This is a genomic window from Monoglobus pectinilyticus, from assembly GCF_002874775.1.
Classification (GTDB): Bacteria; Bacillota; Clostridia; order Monoglobales; family Monoglobaceae; genus Monoglobus; species Monoglobus pectinilyticus.
In genome coordinates, this window is sequence record NZ_CP020991.1 from 87,497 (window position 1) to 105,440 (window position 17,944).

Consider the following 17,944-nt stretch of genomic DNA (forward strand, 5'->3'; position numbering starts at 1 on the left):
ACAGGGAAGACTTTTTGTCTTCCCTGTTAAAATTTTGAAATTAAAAATTGAATTATATAAATAATTATTTTAAGGTATAAGCTCATAAGAGCATATCCTCCCAATGTACCTGTAATAAATCTTCTGATATTGTTACATTTTATTATGTTTTTAGATTGTAAAAACCAATCTAAAAACATTGCCAAACAAAATAATATTACAATAAATATATTTGGTTTATAAAAAAATATTAAACAAATAGCGGCAATCCAACCAAAGAATACGCCGGTACATCTAGAACATACAGGAAACTGAAATCCATTGATAAAAAAACTTCTTTCAGGTATTTGATGACATTTTGTCAGCCTTCCAAAATTCATGAGTTTTAACCAAAGCTTATTTGAATCAAATTTTTTATCCATTAAAACGTCTTCCGCAATTTCTGCAAATCCAATAGGTGCGGTTAGTTGACGTAGTTCCGCTGTTACAAGCTCCGCATAAAAGACCCAAAGGACCAAACAAAATATATCCGCAGCATCCGCTTCCGGGGTCGTACCCTCCGCCGGAAACTTTAGTTTCTGTCATTGGCTGACAATTATTACTTCCGCAATGAGGACACTTTATGCCTGAATAACCATTTGCTTGTTCATTATTTGAAGCATTTTTAGGACCTCCTACAACTTCTGCATCATATTCAGGCACGCTGGCAGGTTGTCCGCAATGTGGGCAGAAAGTTGAGTTGCCCATATCCGTTCCGCATTTTTTGCAATACATAAATTTCACTCCTAAATCTACATCAAGGCTTTACTAAATGTTATTGAATCTCATCTAAATTATATGGTGTTGTTTGGTATACAAAATAATTCAGCCAATTTGAATATAATAAGTTTGCGTGAGAACGCCACATCATAAGAGGTTCTTTTAATGGATCATTATCTGGAAAATAATTTTTTGGCAAATTAATATCAATACCTTTGGCTTTATCCCTAAAATATTCATTTGCTAATGTAATATTATCATACTCAGAGTGTCCGGTAACGAAAAATTGACGTCCGCTTTTAGCTGATACTATGTAAACGCCGGCTTCGTCAGATTTTGATAAAATTTCTAGCTCTGGAACCTTAACAATATCAGATTCTCTGGTTTCTGTATGTCTGGAATGAGGAGCATAAAACTTATCGTCAAATCCTCTTAGAAGTATCTTATGCTTTTTTTCAGGAAGCACATAGTGTTCAAAAATGCCAAAAAGTTTATCCTTCATTTCATATTTTGGTATCCCATAATGGTAATAAAGGCCGGCTTGAGCGCCCCAGCAAATATGAAAAGTTGATGTAACATTTTTCTTTGACCATTCCATGATTTCGCAAAGCTCATCCCAATAATCTACTTCTTCGAAATCCATCTGCTCCACAGGTGCGCCTGTAATTATCAAACCGTCAAATTTTTTGTCTTTAAATTTATCAAACGTATCATAAAATGTTTCAATATGACTTTTTGGTGTATTTTTTGATTCATAGCTTTTTGTGTGCATAAAACTAATGTTAATCTGAAGCGGCGTATTTCCAAGAACTCTGAGAAGTTGAGTTTCAGTTTCTATTTTTTTAGGCATCAGGTTTAATATTACTATTTCAAGAGGTCTTATTTCTTGCTTAAGAGCTCTAGTCTCTGTCATTACGAATATATTCTCACTGTTAAGAGTTCCGGTTGCCGGAAGAGTATCTGTAACTTTTATCGGCATATTTCTCACCACCATTTATTTTGTATTTTCGATTATAACACATAAATTTATACTAGTAAAGCAATTTTATATTAATAATTTTATAAATAAGCAGAATGATTTTATAATAAGCAGATTTAAAATATTATTCACTTTATTTTATAATACAGATTTATTATTCTAACAAAATATATAAAATATTAGATTTAATATAAAAAACTAAAGAGTAAAATATAGATTTTATATTGAAATATTTTCAGTTTGTTTTTAATGTATATTTCAAGTCTTTATATTTATATAAATATAATTATGATAATATTGTCATGGCGTATTTTTTATTGTTAAATCTAAATAACTATTTGCTAAATATGTATTATGTAAAATTTTTAATAACAGTTACTTTTTATGTAATAAAATAGATAATTACTATTAAATTTCTACAGATAGGTGTTTGTTATTTAAAATAAAGAACAGCTAAATAATATGATACGGTTTTAATTATATATTAAACAAGGTGAAACATGATAATTTTCTAGTTTGATTTTAAAATACATTTATGATAAAATATGTTATTATTAGACTTTTTAAATATTAAATTTTAAGGAGGATTAAAATATGAAAATTGCTGTTTTATATCAAAAGAATAGTCCGCCTGTTATCAAAGGAATAAAAAAACCGATGAAGGAAGGCGGATACAGCGACAGCGGAGCGGATATTTGCTATTGTCTTCAAAAAAACAATATTGATGTTGTGACGCCTGTTAAACATCCTGATATGCTAAAGGATTTTGATTGGGTTTTTCCGGATACTAAGGAAGGAATACAGCATGCAATTTCTTTGGGCGCAGACACAATATGGTTAAATACAGTTTTGTATAACAATCATCCGATTGAAAGTTTTAGCGGTATTAATATTATAGGTCAGCGTCCGTCAGATGTGTCAAAATATGATGATAAGTACTATACAAATAATTATTTGCGAAATTTGGGATTTCCGGTAGTAAAGGGTGTTTTGCTTAATAAAGAGAGTAAATATAACGGAGATTTTCCTTGTGTGATAAAACCCGTTCGCGGCAGAGGAAGCCAGGGAGTTATGAGATGCTGTTCAGCTGAAGAACTTTACAGTGCTTTAAAAAACCTGATTGATAGTGGATTCTATGGGGATGAAATGATTGTTGAGCCGTTTTTAGATGGAAAAGAAATTACTATTTCTGTTTTACCAAATGGCACATGTTTGCCGGTTGTTGAAAGATTTAACCATTGCAATGGTATAGCTCCATATAATGGCGTTGTTGCGGTTTCTAAAAATAGCCGGGCCATTTTAAAAAATAATGAAAGTTTAAACAAAATTTCTGAAGCCTGTTCAAAAGCTGTTATTTCAATGGATTTAAAAGCTTTAGTAAGAATTGACTGCAGGGAGAACATCCATGGAGAATATGAGATGTTTGATTTTAATTTGAAACCTAATATGACCGGAGCGGTTAGACCTCACAGATTAGACCAGGATAGTCTTACAATGATTGCCGCCTCGGCTGTTGGCTGGTCGTTTTATGATTTACTAAATGAGTTAATACAAACAAAATGGCAGTTATAATTAATGTTTTAATTTTATACATATAATAAAGTGTTTTTATACATTTTGTAAATAATTTGGGTAAATCGTAAAATAATATAATTATCAAAGAAAATATTAAATTGTTAAATTGAACAAATTACTTTTAACTTAAAAATATGAATTTATGCAGTTATACAAGATTGGATAAAATCATTAAATTTCAAATAAAAACTAGTATAATTTCAAAATTTCTACTTGACTTATCTTGAAAACTCTTGTATTATAGTAATGACAACTGTAAAGTCTCAGTTAATTTTTTGCATTAAAAGGAGCGGTATTATGTACATGAAAGAGGTAGTAGTTCAGAATCAGGTTGGACTCCATGCGAGACCGGCAACTTTCTTTATACAGAAGGCCAATGAATTTAAGTCCAGTATTTGGGTTGAGAGTGAAGATAGAAAGGTTAACGCAAAAAGTCTGCTGGGTGTTCTTTCGCTCGGTATTACTAAAGGTCTTACGATCACCATAATTGCTGATGGTCCGGATGAGGAAGACGCTGTTAATAACTTGGTTGATTTGATTTCTTATAATTTTGCATAAACCGTTTGGTTAAAATATACTAAAATTTGAGTGAACTGTTTTCACAGTTTACTCTTTTTTGATACATAAAATAAAATGTGGGGTGATATTAATGAAAGAAGATATTATGTGTAGAATAAAAGAAAAATTAAAAACTCTTCCAATGTCACCTGGCGTGTATTTAATGAAGGATAAGGACGGAAAAATAATTTATGTCGGAAAAAGCAAGGTTCTTAAAAGCAGGGTCAGCTCATATTTTATAAATTCGAAAAGCCATACTGTCAAAACTGTTAAAATGGTGAATCAGGTCAATGATTTTGACTATATATTAACTGACAGTGAGGTTGAGGCGCTTATACTTGAATGTAACTTAATAAAAAAGTATATGCCGAAATATAACATACTCTTAAAAGATGATAAACAATATCCGTATATTAAAATAACTGTAAAAGAAGATTATCCAAAAATATTTGTTACAAGAAGACTTGTAAAAGACGGTTCAAAGTATTTCGGTCCATATATGAGCGCCGCCAATACAAAAGAAACTCTTGACACGATTAAAAGAATTTTTAAAATAAGAACTTGCAATAGGGTTCTGCCCAGGGATATAGGAAAAGACAGGCCATGTCTTTATTATCAGATTGGTCAGTGCAGCGCTCCGTGTGCAGGAAAAATTTCTCAGGAAGAATATTCTGAAATGTTTAATAAAATTTCAGATGTTTTAAGCGGCAACTATTCAATGTTAGAAAAAGCATTGACTGAGAAAATGTACAAAGCTTCAGATAATTTAGAATACGAAAAGGCGGCAGGTTATAGGGACAGAATTAATAATCTAAGAGCACTTGATGAAAAGCAGAAGATAATATCTACAAATGAGGATAACCGAGATATTATTGGCGTATACAGAGAGAATAACGACTGCTGTGTTCAGATTTTTTATATGCGAGGCGGAAAAATGCTTGGTTCCGAGCACTATGTTTTTGAAAATAGTGACGATACATTGGAAGAACTTATTTCGGGATTTATAAAACAATTTTATTTTACGGCAACAAATATACCTAAAGAAATTTTGATTCCCGTAGAGATAGAAGATTCTGAAGAAATAGAGAAATGGCTATCTGAAAAGAGCGGACATAAAATACGGGTTCATATGCCAAAACGCGGGGATAAAGCGCATACTATTACAATGGTTAATAAAAATGCTGAGGAATCTTTAAAAGTTCATAAATTTAAAAGGGACAGGGAGCAAACAAATCAAAATGCTGTATTAAAAGGACTAATGGAATTGCTTAAGCTTAAAATCACACCTTTTAGAATTGAAAGTTATGATATTTCTAATATTTCAGGTTCTCAAAGCGTAGGTGTTTGTGTTGTGTATAATAATGCGCGTCCTCATAAATCTTCATATAGAAAGTTTAACATAAAAACAGTGGAGGGAGCAAATGATTACGAAAGTACAAGAGAGGTTATATTTCGCAGGATATCTAAAGCATATGAGGAAGAGGACGCAATAAAATCAGGAACTCTGCAAGATGATAAAGCAAAATTTCTGCCGCTTCCTAATTTGATTTTATTAGACGGCGGCAAAGGGCATGTCCACGTAATAAAAGAACTGTTTGAAACCATGGGAGAAGAAATTCCAGTATATGGTATGGTTAAGGATGATAAACACAGAACCAGAGCGCTAACTGATGAAAATCAAGAATTTTATATTGATAAAGACAGCGAGTTATTTAAGTTTCTTACGGGTCTTCAGGAGGAAGTACATAGGTTTGCGATTACTGCCTTTAGAAAAAAACATGAAAAAGCCAGCGTTCACAGTGAACTTGATGATATAAAAGGAGTTGGTCCGGCAAAGAGAAATAAGCTTCTATTAAGTTTTTCATCTATTAAAAAAATTAAGAATGCTACAGTCGGAGAGTTATCCGCTGTTATAGACCCTCAAACAGCAAGGAATGTATATAAATATTTTCATCCTGAAAATTAAAAATAAATAAAAGGCTAAGTAATTTTGTAAACCGAACAAGCATATAAATCAGTGAGGAGTTGATTTATATGTCTTTTGACTTAAGAAGTATTATCGTTTACATATTTGGCCTTTTTTTGTTTTTTATGTGTATTAAGTTATTCAAAAAACCGCTGATTTGGATTTTTAGGCTGATGATTAGCTGTATTATTGGTATTGGAATACTTCTGCTGTTTAATTTAATATTTCAAAAATCCGGTTTTACTTTGGCTCTAAATCCGTTTAATGCGGTTACAATAGGTGTATTAGGGGTTCCGGGACTTGTTTTGCTATGCGTGTTGTCATGTTTTGCATAGCAGCGGTATTGCGTTAAAAGTCACGTAGATTTTCATAACTTATTAAGTCCAGCATTTGTTCAAGAGTATCGCATTGATTGATAAGATTTCTCAGTTTTGCTCCGCCGCACAAACCTTTAAAATACCATGCCATATGTTTTCTTCCCTCAAGAACGCCGCGGTATTCGCCTTTAAATTTCACTAAAAGCCGGAGATGTTTTTCGGCAATGTCAGAACGTTCCTCAAGTGTAGGCGGAGCAAGTTCATCACCGGTTTTCAGATAATGAAGCACAGAACTAAACAACCAAGGGTTTCCCTGAGCTGCTCTCCCTATCATTATACCGTCGCATCCGGTATAATCAAGCATATATTTTGCGGATTTGCCGTCATGTACATCTCCGTTGCCTATTACCGGTATTTTTACAGCTTCTTTTACTTTTTTTATTATTTCAAGATTCGCTTTGCCAGAATAAAATTGTGCTCTGGTTCTTCCGTGTATTGTTATTGCGTCAGCGCCGTTGTTTTCTGCTGTTTTTGCAAACTCAACTGCGTTTATACTGTCATCGTCCCAGCCCATCCTGAATTTTACTGACATAGGACAATTGACGGATTTTCTTACTGCACTGATAATTTTACCTGCCAGTTCAGGATTTTTCATTAATGCACTGCCGTCACCGTTATTTACAATCTTAGGTGCCGGACAACCCATATTAATATCTATCATATCTGCCCCAAATTCAAGTGAGCGTTCAGCAATTTCTGACATTACTTCAGGTTCGTGCCCAAAAATCTGAGCGGCGGTAGGTTTTTCAAAATTCAAAACTTCCAGCAAAACCTCAGTCCTTTTATTTTTATACAGAAGCCCCTTTCCGGATACCATTTCCGTATACATCAAAGCAGGACCGAACGGTTTTGTTATGAGCCTAAACGCTTTGTCCGTCACTCCGGCCATTGGTGCAAGTATTATATTGTTTTTAAGATTTAAAGTTCCTATTTTCATATCGTTTCTCCTTGCGGATATTATACACTATATATTGTGATTTGCCAATATGAAATATTGACATAAAGAGACATTATTGATATAATACCCGGGTTAGATTTTAACAATTATGAAGAATGAAATTTAAGGGTTGATTATTTTGAAAACAAAAAGAATAGTAATAAAGGTTGGAACTTCTACGCTTACCCATGAAAGCGGAAAATTAAATCTGGAGAGAATAGAGCAGTTGGTTCGTGTTATCTCAAATATTAAAAATATGGGTCATGAAGTAATATTGGTCTCAAGCGGCGCTATTGGCGTCGGAGCAGGGAAAGTAGGTTTGAAAGAGAAGCCTGATTCAGTCAGAATGAAACAAGCCCTGGCTGCTATAGGTCAGGCAAGTTTGGTTTCTATTTATGATAAAATCTTTAAAGAATACGGATACAGCACCGGTCAGGTTCTTTTAACAAAGTTTATCCTTGATGAGGAAACTAGATATAACAGCGCTCGCAGGGCTTTTGACGCTATGATTTCATTTGGCGTTGTTCCTATAGTAAATGAGAATGATGTGATATCTACTTATGAGATAGAGTTTGGTGACAATGATACGTTATCAGCTACAGTAGCCGAACTTGTCAGAGCCGACCTCTTAATAATTCTTTCAGATATTGACGGATTTTATGACAGCGACCCAAGAAAAGATAAAAACGCAAAAATTATTCCTGTGGTATCGGAAATATCTGAGGAGATTATGTCGTGTGCAGGAGCGGAAGGTTCCAGCCGAGGAACAGGCGGTATGAAAACAAAATTAAGGGCTGCTAAGTTTGTGAATGATAATGGTATAGATATGGTTTTATTAAATGGAAATGTTCCTGAAAAGATCTATAGAGTTTTAGAAGGCGAGAATATTGGAACATTATTTAAACACAAAGAAAAATAATTACAAATAATATATTGGAACTTTTTCCATTTTTTTACGTCTAAATACTATAAAATCTATCGGGAGGTATTTTTGTGCGTAAAAAAATATATGGTTTGTTTTTTCCAAAACTTATTATTGCTTTGCTGTTACTGGCTGTTATAGCGGTTTGGAGCAGTGATTTGTTTTCTGATAATAAATATAATGATGTATGTGCAGATAATGAGTATTATGGGCAGTATTCTTTGTCATATATGCCAATTTATCTTGACGGATATGAAATTCAAGGGTATTACTGCGATGAAAAAGTCTTAATTTCTATTGATGATATGACTAGATATGGTTTCGAATTAAATTATGACCCAGAGAAAAATGTGCTTAATTTGAGGTCAACATCTGAAATTGCTGTATATCCATATAAACAATCAATAGCTGTTTCAAATTACATAGCTGAGCCGTCCAGTTTTGATGTGCGGATAAATGGTATAAAAATATATGCATATTGTCTTGATGGATATGCGTGTGTCAGCGTTGATGATTTGGTTTATTTAAGTGATGAATATAATATACAAACCGGTTGGTCTGATTACAATATGTGCGGCGGTTATGACGCTTCTGCCAACGCTTTTAATATAAACTGTTTTAGGTTTAAGGTTAATGATTGGGCTGAACTGCTTGCTCAAATGGAAAGCAAAGTAAATCAGACTGAGATAGACATATATACTGAAGGAAAGCCTGAAGAAGCAACATATTACGGAGCTAAGCTGGAACCCAGAAGCGGTATATATGCAGGTATAGTCAGCGACGGCAACGGAAATCCCGAAGACGGTTCGCCGGAAACATTTCATCATGATTTTGGGGTGTATTCATCATATTTAGAATTTGATGATTTTCAAACCCAGCTTAATAAGCCCAGCAGTTATATTGTGCCGGAGAAAAACTGTATAAGCCAGGTTCCCTGGAATGTTGTGGATATTAATTTGGTTTTGGACAGTGCGAACGATGAATACATTAAAGAAACATTAGATAATATGGCTAAATATAATAAGCCGACAATAATACGTTTTGGCGCGGAAATGAATATAGGATACCTGGGGGATTCTCCTACAGCATATATAAAAGCTTTTAGAAAGATTGCGGATATGGTACATGAGTATCCAAATTTCGCTGTTATGTGGTCGCCGAATGACAATGGTTCCCTGGACAGACCGTTTGGATATTTTTATCCAGGTGATGAATATGTAGATTGGATAGGAGTGTCATCATTTTTAAAGAAAGATTTTTTAAACAGCCTGGCTGTTGAAGATGGTTCTGAGGTATGTACTACGCGCGAATCTCAGATATACTTTACCTTAGGTGATTTTGGCTATACAACGAATTCACTTAAATATATAACTGATTTTATGAAAGAAAATAATATTAATAAGCCGCTTGCCATAAGCGAGGGCGGTGTTGTCTCTCGAATCTCTTACAGTGATGAAAACATAGATTTGTGGGGAGAAAAGCGGGTCAGAAATATGTATTGGTATGCAGCTATGAGATTCCCGCAGCTAAAAAGTATTGTATATTTTAATCAAGATATGAAATCAGAAGTTATAGGATTTGACCTTTCATTTAAACCTAACTACACGCAAATTATAGAAGAAGCTATTACAACCGGTCCATATCTGCTGTCATATAATGAAACTCCTAAATATACATTTGTTAAAGCGGACGGCGGAAGAACTTATAACAGCGATTATATTCCGATATACGGATATGTCTATCAGCCGGAACAGTATACGAATTATGTAGAGTATTATATAGACGGAAATCTTTTGGATACGAAAACAGAAATTCCTTATAAAACATATTTGAATAAAAATTCTGTTTCTGACGGAACTCATACTTTAACTATAACTGCTCACGGTGCAGCGTCAGAAATATCAAAATCTTATACATTAGTAAAAGAAGCAGGGAATATAGTAATCTATTAATAATTATAAAAAAAATAACTCGTTGTGTTAAGGCAACGGGTTATTTTTAATGTATAAGATTTAAATTAATTTTACTTAAACCGAAGTGTTATTAATAAGCTTTATTATTTATATTTGTGACAGTTCATAAAGTTTGTCAAAAACAATTTCGCGGTCCCAGATTTTTACCGCTTTTTCTATATTATTAATTCCGTTTCTGTTTTTCGCCAGCGGAAGTTTTGAAGTAGATTTTGCGTTATGAAGGAGTTCCTGTCCTTTTTTATTAAAATTCAATATTTTAATATATTGAGGTGGTGTTACAGCGTCTTCTTTTGTTATTCCCAAAAATATATTCATTATGATTCGTCTAATTCTGCTGTGTGCATAACGTTTTGATTTTATATTATCACATAATTCAGAAAAGTTTTTTGAAGAAAATGCTGATTTTTTAATTTTATTCTCTAATCCCTCAGAGACGTCTGGAGCATTCCGAATCGTAATAATATCAGACTTTATTATATCCGATATTATAGCGGTATCTAACTTTTCAATCCTATGGAGTGACGAATTTTTATATAATGAAATACAGTTTTCAGGAACCGCTTTAATCATATTTGAACCATGAATATTTAATATATTTCTTATAGCGCTTGCGCTGGCTATCTCGCCATGAATAACGGTATCATTATGCTCCGACTCACATCTCTTTATTAAAATAGGTTCAATATTACTGTTTAATTTGTATAATGCTTTGATATATTCAATAGCAAGAATATTATTAGGTTCACTTAAAATATTAGCATAGCTGTTTCCTAAAATTCTGTATACAGCATTTTTTCTTGCTAAAAAAAACGGCTTTCCCGACTGCAGTTCTGATTTGAGAATCATTTTAAATTCTTTTGGTTCAGTGTATAGCAATGAAGCAGTTTTTTGTATTTCTGTTATTTCAGAATGTTCGGCGCCGAAAGCTATGCTGTCAATAAGTCCCAAAGAATGTAAAATATAAATTGAATTAAACGCAAAAATTTCAGCCGACTGCATTGAATGAACAGCAGGCAGTTCTAACACTAGATCCATTCCTGATTGAACAGCCGCCAAGGCTCGGACAGATTTATCATACACAGCCACATCGCCGCGCTGTGTATAGTTTCCGCTCATTATACCGACAACAGCGTCAAAACCTAAATTTTGTTTTATATAGTCAATCTGATATTTGTGACCATTATGAAAGGGGTTATATTCACACACAATTCCGCAGACTTTCAATTATTATTCCTCCAACATAAAAGAGCAATTTTTATAAAATATAAACTAAATAAAATTATATCTTACTAATGTTTATATGTCAATATAGGCTATTTTATTTCAGAAAAGCTGTTTTATTTAAAATTTTAATGTAATAATTTAAAAAACTGGTTATAAGTATTAAAAAAACTATGGTTTATAACAAAATTTTTTATATTTAATACTTGAAATCGACTTTTTATAGGTGTATAATGTAACAGCTGAGTATCAAAAATTACCATATAAACTGGAATTTTTGGCTTATTATGATTTTGTAAAATAATTATCAATATACACATAGGAAATGAGGTTTAACAAATGTCAAAATTCATGGACAAGATTAAGGAAACTGCCAGGGCGGATAAGAAGACTATTGTTCTTGCTGAGGGAGAGGAACGCAGAACGATTGACGCAGCAGCCCAAATTTTAAAAGAAGGATATGCCAATATCATACTTTTAGGCAATGAGTCTAAAATAAAAAGTATGGCGGATGGACTTGATATTTCTGAGGCAACTATTATTGACCCTGACACAAGCGAACTTACAGAAGAGCTTGGAAACGGACTTTATGAGCTTAGAAAGAAAAAGGGTATGCTGCCGGCTCAGGCTGCTGAGAAAGTAAAAGACGTATTGTATTTTGGCTGTATGCTGGTTAAAACAGGCAGAGCAGACGGTATGGTTGCCGGCGCTGTTCACGCTACAGCCGACGTAATGAGATCGTCATTGCAGACAATTAAGACTGCTCCTGACACTAAAGTTGTTTCAGCATTTTTCTTAATGATGGTTCCTGATTGTGAATATGGAAATAATGGAACATTTGTATTTTCTGACTGCGGACTTAACGAATATCCGGATTCAGAAAAGCTGGCTGAAATAGCTATTTCTTCTTCAAAGTCCTATAAGAGTCTTGTAGGCGGAGAGCCAAAGGTTGCTATGCTTTCATATTCAACTTACGGAAGCGCTAAATCAGAACAGGTTGATTTGGTTAAGAACGCAGCTGATAAGGCTAAAGAATTAGCTCCTGACTTAAAGCTTGACGGAGAACTTCAGCTTGACGCGGCTATCGTTCCAAGCGTTGCTTCTTTGAAAGCTCCTGACAGCGATGTTGCAGGTCAGGCAAACGTTTTGATTTTCCCGAATCTTGACGCCGGAAACATTGGCTATAAGCTGGTTCAGCGTTTGGCAAAAGCTGAAGCATACGGACCAATGACTCAGGGAATGGCAAAACCGGTAAACGACTTATCAAGAGGCTGCAGTGCAGAAGATATTGCCGGAGTTGTTGCTATTACATGTGTACAGGCTCAAAATCAGGATTAATTATATTATCGGAGGGTGTAAAATAAATGAAAGTTTTAGTTATTAACGCAGGTAGTTCATCACTTAAATATCAGCTTATCGAAACAGAATCGGAAAAAGTTTTGGCTAAAGGCTTGTGCGAAAGAATTGGTCTTGAAGGTTCAAAGCTTACACATAGCCCTGAGGGAAAAGAAAAATATGTTGAAGAAAAACCGATGCCAACCCACAAGACTGCTGTTCAAATGGTTTTGGACGCACTTGTTGATGAAGAGCATGGAGTTATTGCAGACATAAATGATATTTCCGCTGTTGGTCACAGAGTTCTCCATGGCGGACAGTATTACAGCGACTCAGTTGTTGTTAACGATGATGTTAAAAAGGTAATCAAAGATTGTTTCCCATTGGGACCTCTTCATAATCCGGCAAACCTTATTGGTATTGAGGCATGTGAGGACGCTATGGCCGGAACTCCTCAGGTTGCGGTTTTTGATACAGCATTTGGGCAGAGTATGGAGCCTAAGGCGTATATGTATGCTATACCATATAAATATTACGAGAAGTATAGTATTAGAAAATATGGTTTCCACGGTACAAGTCATAAGTTTGTTTCCGGCAGAGCAATTAAATTCGGGGAATTAGATAACAGCAACTGCAAAGTAATTGTGTGTCATTTGGGCAATGGCGCCAGTATTTCTGCTTCTGTCGGCGGAAAGTGTGTTGACACAAGCATGGGCCTTACTCCTCTTGAAGGTTTGATAATGGGAACCAGAAGCGGTGACATTGACCCGGCTGTTGTACAGTATATTGCCAATAATGAAAATTTGTCGGTTGATGAAGTTTTGAATATATTGAATAAGGAGTCCGGTGTTTTAGGTATCTCCGGCGTATCGAGCGACTTTCGCGATTTGTCAGCCGCAGCACAGGAAGGCAATAAAAGAGCACAGATAGCTCTTGATGCGTTTATTTACCGCGTTGCAAAATATGTTGGTTCATATGTTGCAGCTATGAACGGTGTTGACGCAATAGCGTTTACCGGAGGAATAGGTGAGAACGACTGTGATACCAGATATAAAATTTGTCAGTATTTAGGATATCTTGGCATAAAGATTGATGAGGAAAAGAATAAGGAGAGAGGTAAGGAAATCTACATTTCAACTCCTGATTCAAACGTAAAAGTTATGGTTATTCCTACAAATGAAGAGCTTGCAATCGCACGTGAGACTTTGGATTTAGTAAAATAATTCACTTATTGGTTAAGGCTGTCTCGATTGAGACAGCCTTGCTTTTAAAAATGAGGTTGATATTATATGGCTTTAAACTATTATGAAAATATGACTGATGAAGAAATAGTGTCTTTAGCGGAAAAGGATAGGTCTGCTGAGGAGTTCTTGCTGAATAAGTATAAAAACCTGGTCAAGTCTAGAGCTAAAATGTATTTTTTGGCGGGTGGAGATAACGATGATTTGATGCAGGAGGGCATGATAGGCTTATTTAAGGCTATACACGATTATAATTCGGATAAGCAGGCTTCGTTTTATAGTTTTGCTGAACTTTGCGTCAAACGTCAAATTTTCACTGCTATAAAGACGGCAGCAAGGCAGAAACATCAGCCCCTTAATACGTATATATCTTTAAATAAACCTGTGTATGAGGACGTCTCTGAGAGAACTTTAGTTGAAACCTTGGCAGAAAGGGAATCTGTGGACCCTGAAAAGCTTTATATAATGCATGAAAAATTAAAAGATATAGAGAAAGAAATAGATGAAAAGTTGAGTGATTTAGAAAAAAGAGTGTTGATTTTACATCTTCAGGGTATGTCGTATCAGGAAATTTCTGAAATTATTAATAAGCCTACAAAATCAATTGATAATGCACTTCAAAGAATTAAAAAAAAGCTGGATGAAAAGTAAAAAAATTGTAGAGCAAAATATCTGTAGTAATTTTCAAAAATTTATTTATAAATTATAATTTTTTGAAATTTTACACTTTTATTTTATTATACTTTTCTTTAAAATTTAAATAAATTTGTGTTAAGAAATATTATTATCCACTTTTAGAATATCCCGTAAAATCAGTTATCAACAGAGTTATTCACATTATCCACCGTTTTTATATAGTAAAAATAACTAAAATCACTGATTTTTAAAAGTTATCCACAATTTGCGTTTTTACGGGCAAGTCCCTCACTTAAATAAAAAATTTTGTTTAAATTTATTTTTATATTTTATATTCACAATCATTTAAATTATTGAAAAATACAGATATATTGTTCTTTTTAATGTTGTTTTTTGTCTACTGAGAAAAATATTATTTTAAATTAAACCAGTTTTTTCATAAAATACCTTGAACTTTGCAAGACTTTAATATATAATATCTTAAGTTATATTTTTTAAGTTAATTATGTTAATTATTATTTTTATATAGAGGAGTATAGTATGAATATTTATAAGTTATCTGAACTGACATCTGAAAAGAGAGAATTCATAATGAAACGCGCTGAATCTGACATTTCTGAACAAATGAAGATTGCTAAAGAAGTTTCGGATGATATTAGAAAGCGCGGGGATGAAGCAGTTTTAGAATATACCGCTAAATTTGACCATGTAACTCTTAGCGCGGATGAAATGAAGGTAAAACCTGAAGAGATTGAGGCAGGTTATGAGCGCTTGGATGCAGAAACTAGAGAAGCAATTGAATATGCCGTTAAAAATATTAGAAATTTTCATTCAAAGCAAATGCCTGAAGAGATGTGGTTTACTGAAGTGGATAAGGGTCTTTTGGTTGGTGAAAAAACTACTCCTATCGTAGATGTTTGTCTTTATGTTCCGCGGGGCAAGGGAAGCTTCCCGTCTGTTTTATGTATGTTGGCTACACCTGCTGTTGTTGCCGGCGTAGAAAAAATTGTAGTTGTTACACCGCCTAATGAGGAAGGAAATGTTGATGACGCAATTCTTGCGGCCGCTAAAATAATCGGCGTTAGTGAAATATATAAGGTCGGAGGAATTCAGGCAGTCGCTTCTGTTGCATACGGAACCGAAACTATTCCAAAATGCCATAAGATAATAGGACCCGGAAACGCTTATGCTACAGCAGCAAAAAGAGTTTTGTCCAACTATATTGATTCAGGTTTGCCGGCAGGACCAAGCGAATGTATAATACTTGCTGATGAAAACGCCGACCCTGAAAAGGTGGCTTTGGATTGGATGATTGAAGCAGAGCATGGACCGGATTCCGCTGCACTTTTAGTTACTAATTGTGAAGAACTGGTTTATAAAGCGGCTGAAATTGTTGAAAGACAGCTCGAAAAAATATCTGATAAAAGACGTGAGTTTGTAACTACGAATTTCAATACATACGGCGGAGCTATTATAACTGAAAGTCTTGAAGAGAGTATTGATTTTGTAAATGACTATGCACCGGAACATATGGAAGTTATGACAAAGGAACCGTTTGTGGTTCTTCCCAAAATAAAAAATGCGGGAGAAATTCTGCTGGGAGATTATACTCCGGTCACATTGTGTAATTTTGTTTTAGGTCCGAATGCTATTTTGCCTACCGGGCAGTTTGCTAAAACCTATTCAAGCGTTTCTGTTATGGACTTCTTAAAGCGTTCTTCGGTTGGTTACGCAAGCCGCGACGGCTTTGAAATGGTTAGGGATTATGCCTATAAGATTGCAACTGTAGAGGGCTTTGATACCCACGCTTTAGCAGTTAAAGAGAGAAAATAAAATTGAGCGTACGCGAGGATTTTACTATGAAAAATAGAATTACTGTAAAGAGAAAAACTACTGAAACTTCAATTGAGGTAGTAATAGAAAAAGGTGAGCTAAAGCCTGACTATAGAAAATATATTAAAACGCCGCTGCCATTTTTGAATCATATGATTGAGCATATTGCGTGGCGCGCATCACTTAATATCAGCATTGATATGGATTTTGACGAATTTGAACTTTGCCATTTGGTGTGTGAAGATGTTGGAATGACGCTTGGAAAAGCTGTCGGGGAATATATAAATATAAATTCTCCATCAGGTTATGGTTTTGCGACAGGGATTATTGATGAAGCGTGTGCAGATGCGGCAATTTCATTTGAGGACAGGTCGCAGCTTACGTTTCAAAAATCAATAAATTATTGTGAGAATGTTGAAAGGATGCCAAGCGAAGAGCTTATTACTTTTCTTGAAGGATTTGCTCAGGGAGCAAGATGTACTCTGTTTATTGATTTAAAATCCGGTCAGAACGGCCATCATATTTGGGAAGCAGTTTTCAGAGGTGTTGGAATCGCTCTCGGTCAAGCTTTGTCATTTGATTCTTCCAGAGAAGGGTTAACCTCCGGCGTTGCAGGAAAGGTAGAATATGAAGTTTCAGCCGAATAATTTTGACAAGATAATATTTGATATGGATGGGGTTGTAACAAGCGAATATATTTATTGGGATGCGGCGGCTTTAACGGTATATGAGCTTTTATACAGCCATAAATTCTATGGATTGAGTGAGATAGACCATAATTGGTGTTACGGCAACTTTAAAGAGCTTCACAAAATAATTTTTTGCGGAGATAAAACTATAAAAGCCGTGAAAGCATTAGGAGTAAATACAAATTGGGATTTAGCTTATATAGTTTTTTGTGTTTCAAAATATCTGGAGCCGGATTTGACAGAATTCAACGAATGGCATTTTGAGTCAGTTCGTATGTTTATTGAAAATATCACGGTTCAGGCTCCTGAGGTCTACAATCTCGTGGGTGAACTTGCTGCTGTATCTTTAAATAGTGAGTTTTCCGATTTTAAGCGAGGCAGGAGCAAGTTATGGGATGATGTTATTAACTGTTTTCAATTATGGTTTTTAGGAGGGGAATCTGTCCCCGGTCTTAATACTATGGAAAAACCTTTGGTAGATTTGAATGATTTAAAAAAGACTTTTTTAGATTTAAAGAGCAAGGGAATTAGTTTGGGGATAGGAACCGGGCGTCCAAAAGATGAAATTTTGTTTCCTCTGAAAAAGTGGGGATTAATGGAATTCTTTTCTGACAATATGATTGTTACATATGACGACGTATTAAAAGCGGAAGAAGATTTTAAACCCGAAACTCCTTTGTCAAAACCGAACCCGTTTGTGTTTTTAAAAGCGGCTTTTAGAAATGAACTGGATGATGAGAAATTAATATCCGGTAATTATGATAAAGAGAGATGTTTAAAAATTGCTGTAGTTGGAGACGCGCCAAGCGATTTGATGGCGGCAAAATCAGCAGGTATGGTTTTTGTAGGTGTTCTTACCGGTATTGATAGGAAATCTGCTAATGAATATTTTTTAAGCCATAATGCTGATTATATATTTGAAGATGTAACACAACTTATTGACGATTAAATATTTTTGTGGGGA

The 17,944-nt window shown here is 34.4% G+C and carries 17 protein-coding genes; 12 read left to right on the forward strand and 5 right to left on the reverse strand.

Annotation, left to right across the window (positions count from 1 at the left end):
* Nucleotides 1-26: 26 nt before the first annotated feature.
* The 3 genes from B9O19_RS00395 to metA are packed head-to-tail and all read right to left on the reverse strand — an operon-like array spanning nt 27 to nt 1,717.
* Nucleotides 27-401 (reverse strand): DUF2085 domain-containing protein, encoded by a 375-nt coding sequence (locus B9O19_RS00395; protein WP_102364618.1) that lies wholly within the window; start codon nt 399-401, stop codon nt 27-29.
* Complete coding sequence (locus tag B9O19_RS11945; RefSeq protein ID WP_245862967.1) at nt 394-753, reverse strand: hypothetical protein; 360 nt, start codon at nt 751-753, stop codon at nt 394-396. Before B9O19_RS11945 ends, B9O19_RS00395 begins: the two co-directional genes overlap by 8 nt.
* 40 nt (nt 754-793) lie before the next feature.
* On the reverse strand, nt 794-1,717 hold the full coding sequence (metA, locus tag B9O19_RS00405) for a homoserine O-acetyltransferase MetA (RefSeq protein ID WP_102364619.1): 924 nt from the start codon (nt 1,715-1,717) through the stop codon (nt 794-796).
* Between the two features lie 594 nt (nt 1,718-2,311).
* Between metA and B9O19_RS00410 the strand changes: the two genes are divergently transcribed.
* The 4 genes from B9O19_RS00410 (at nt 2,312) to B9O19_RS00425 (ending at nt 6,151) form a co-directional block, all read left to right on the forward strand.
* Complete coding sequence (locus tag B9O19_RS00410; RefSeq protein ID WP_102364620.1) at nt 2,312-3,289, forward strand: ATP-grasp domain-containing protein; 978 nt, start codon at nt 2,312-2,314, stop codon at nt 3,287-3,289.
* A 300-nt stretch (nt 3,290-3,589) separates the two neighbouring features.
* Complete coding sequence (locus B9O19_RS00415; protein ID WP_102364621.1) at nt 3,590-3,850, forward strand: HPr family phosphocarrier protein; 261 nt, start codon at nt 3,590-3,592, stop codon at nt 3,848-3,850.
* Between the two features lie 91 nt (nt 3,851-3,941).
* Complete coding sequence (uvrC, locus tag B9O19_RS00420; protein WP_207655130.1) at nt 3,942-5,816, forward strand: excinuclease ABC subunit UvrC; 1,875 nt, start codon at nt 3,942-3,944, stop codon at nt 5,814-5,816.
* A gap of 68 nt (nt 5,817-5,884) precedes the next feature.
* A complete protein-coding gene (locus B9O19_RS00425) occupies nt 5,885-6,151 on the forward strand; it encodes a pro-sigmaK processing inhibitor BofA family protein (protein WP_102364622.1) in 267 nt (88 codons plus the stop codon).
* A 13-nt stretch (nt 6,152-6,164) separates the two neighbouring features.
* On the opposite strand, the gene dusB is transcribed toward B9O19_RS00425, so the two are convergent.
* Nucleotides 6,165-7,130 (reverse strand): tRNA dihydrouridine synthase DusB, encoded by a 966-nt coding sequence (dusB, locus tag B9O19_RS00430; RefSeq protein ID WP_102364623.1) that lies wholly within the window; start codon nt 7,128-7,130, stop codon nt 6,165-6,167.
* Nucleotides 7,131-7,266: 136 nt separating this feature from the next.
* Here dusB and proB point away from each other — a divergent pair, with 136 nt between their 5' ends.
* Nucleotides 7,267-8,049: a glutamate 5-kinase gene (proB, locus tag B9O19_RS00435; protein ID WP_102366569.1), complete on the forward strand. Its 783-nt coding sequence runs from the start codon at nt 7,267-7,269 to the stop codon at nt 8,047-8,049.
* A gap of 74 nt (nt 8,050-8,123) precedes the next feature.
* Nucleotides 8,124-10,004, forward strand: coding sequence for an Ig-like domain-containing protein (locus tag B9O19_RS00440; RefSeq protein WP_102364624.1), 1,881 nt, complete (start codon nt 8,124-8,126; stop codon nt 10,002-10,004).
* Between the two features lie 108 nt (nt 10,005-10,112).
* Here B9O19_RS00440 and B9O19_RS00445 read toward each other — a convergent pair whose 3' ends face one another.
* On the reverse strand, nt 10,113-11,249 hold the full coding sequence (locus tag B9O19_RS00445) for a tRNA(Met) cytidine acetate ligase (RefSeq protein WP_102364625.1): 1,137 nt from the start codon (nt 11,247-11,249) through the stop codon (nt 10,113-10,115).
* Nucleotides 11,250-11,585: 336 nt separating this feature from the next.
* On the opposite strand from B9O19_RS00445, the gene pta reads away from it, so the two are divergent.
* The 6 genes from pta (at nt 11,586) to B9O19_RS00475 (ending at nt 17,929) form a co-directional block, all read left to right on the forward strand.
* The gene (gene pta, locus B9O19_RS00450; protein ID WP_102364626.1) at nt 11,586-12,584 is read left to right on the forward strand and encodes a phosphate acetyltransferase; all 999 of its coding nucleotides are present in this window, start codon (nt 11,586-11,588) and stop codon (nt 12,582-12,584) included.
* Between the two features lie 26 nt (nt 12,585-12,610).
* Nucleotides 12,611-13,804: an acetate/propionate family kinase gene (locus tag B9O19_RS00455; RefSeq protein WP_102364627.1), complete on the forward strand. Its 1,194-nt coding sequence runs from the start codon at nt 12,611-12,613 to the stop codon at nt 13,802-13,804.
* A 66-nt stretch (nt 13,805-13,870) separates the two neighbouring features.
* A complete protein-coding gene (sigH, locus tag B9O19_RS00460) occupies nt 13,871-14,473 on the forward strand; it encodes an RNA polymerase sporulation sigma factor SigH (RefSeq protein WP_102364628.1) in 603 nt (200 codons plus the stop codon).
* A 525-nt stretch (nt 14,474-14,998) separates the two neighbouring features.
* Nucleotides 14,999-16,291, forward strand: a complete 1,293-nt coding sequence (gene hisD / locus B9O19_RS00465) for a histidinol dehydrogenase (protein ID WP_102364629.1) — start codon at nt 14,999-15,001, stop codon at nt 16,289-16,291.
* 26 nt (nt 16,292-16,317) lie between these two features.
* Complete coding sequence (locus tag B9O19_RS00470; protein ID WP_154058591.1) at nt 16,318-16,938, forward strand: imidazoleglycerol-phosphate dehydratase; 621 nt, start codon at nt 16,318-16,320, stop codon at nt 16,936-16,938.
* Nucleotides 16,919-17,929 (forward strand): HAD family hydrolase, encoded by a 1,011-nt coding sequence (locus tag B9O19_RS00475; RefSeq protein WP_102364631.1) that lies wholly within the window; start codon nt 16,919-16,921, stop codon nt 17,927-17,929. The genes B9O19_RS00470 and B9O19_RS00475 overlap by 20 nt, the downstream gene beginning before the upstream one ends.
* Nucleotides 17,930-17,944 lie beyond the last annotated feature (15 nt).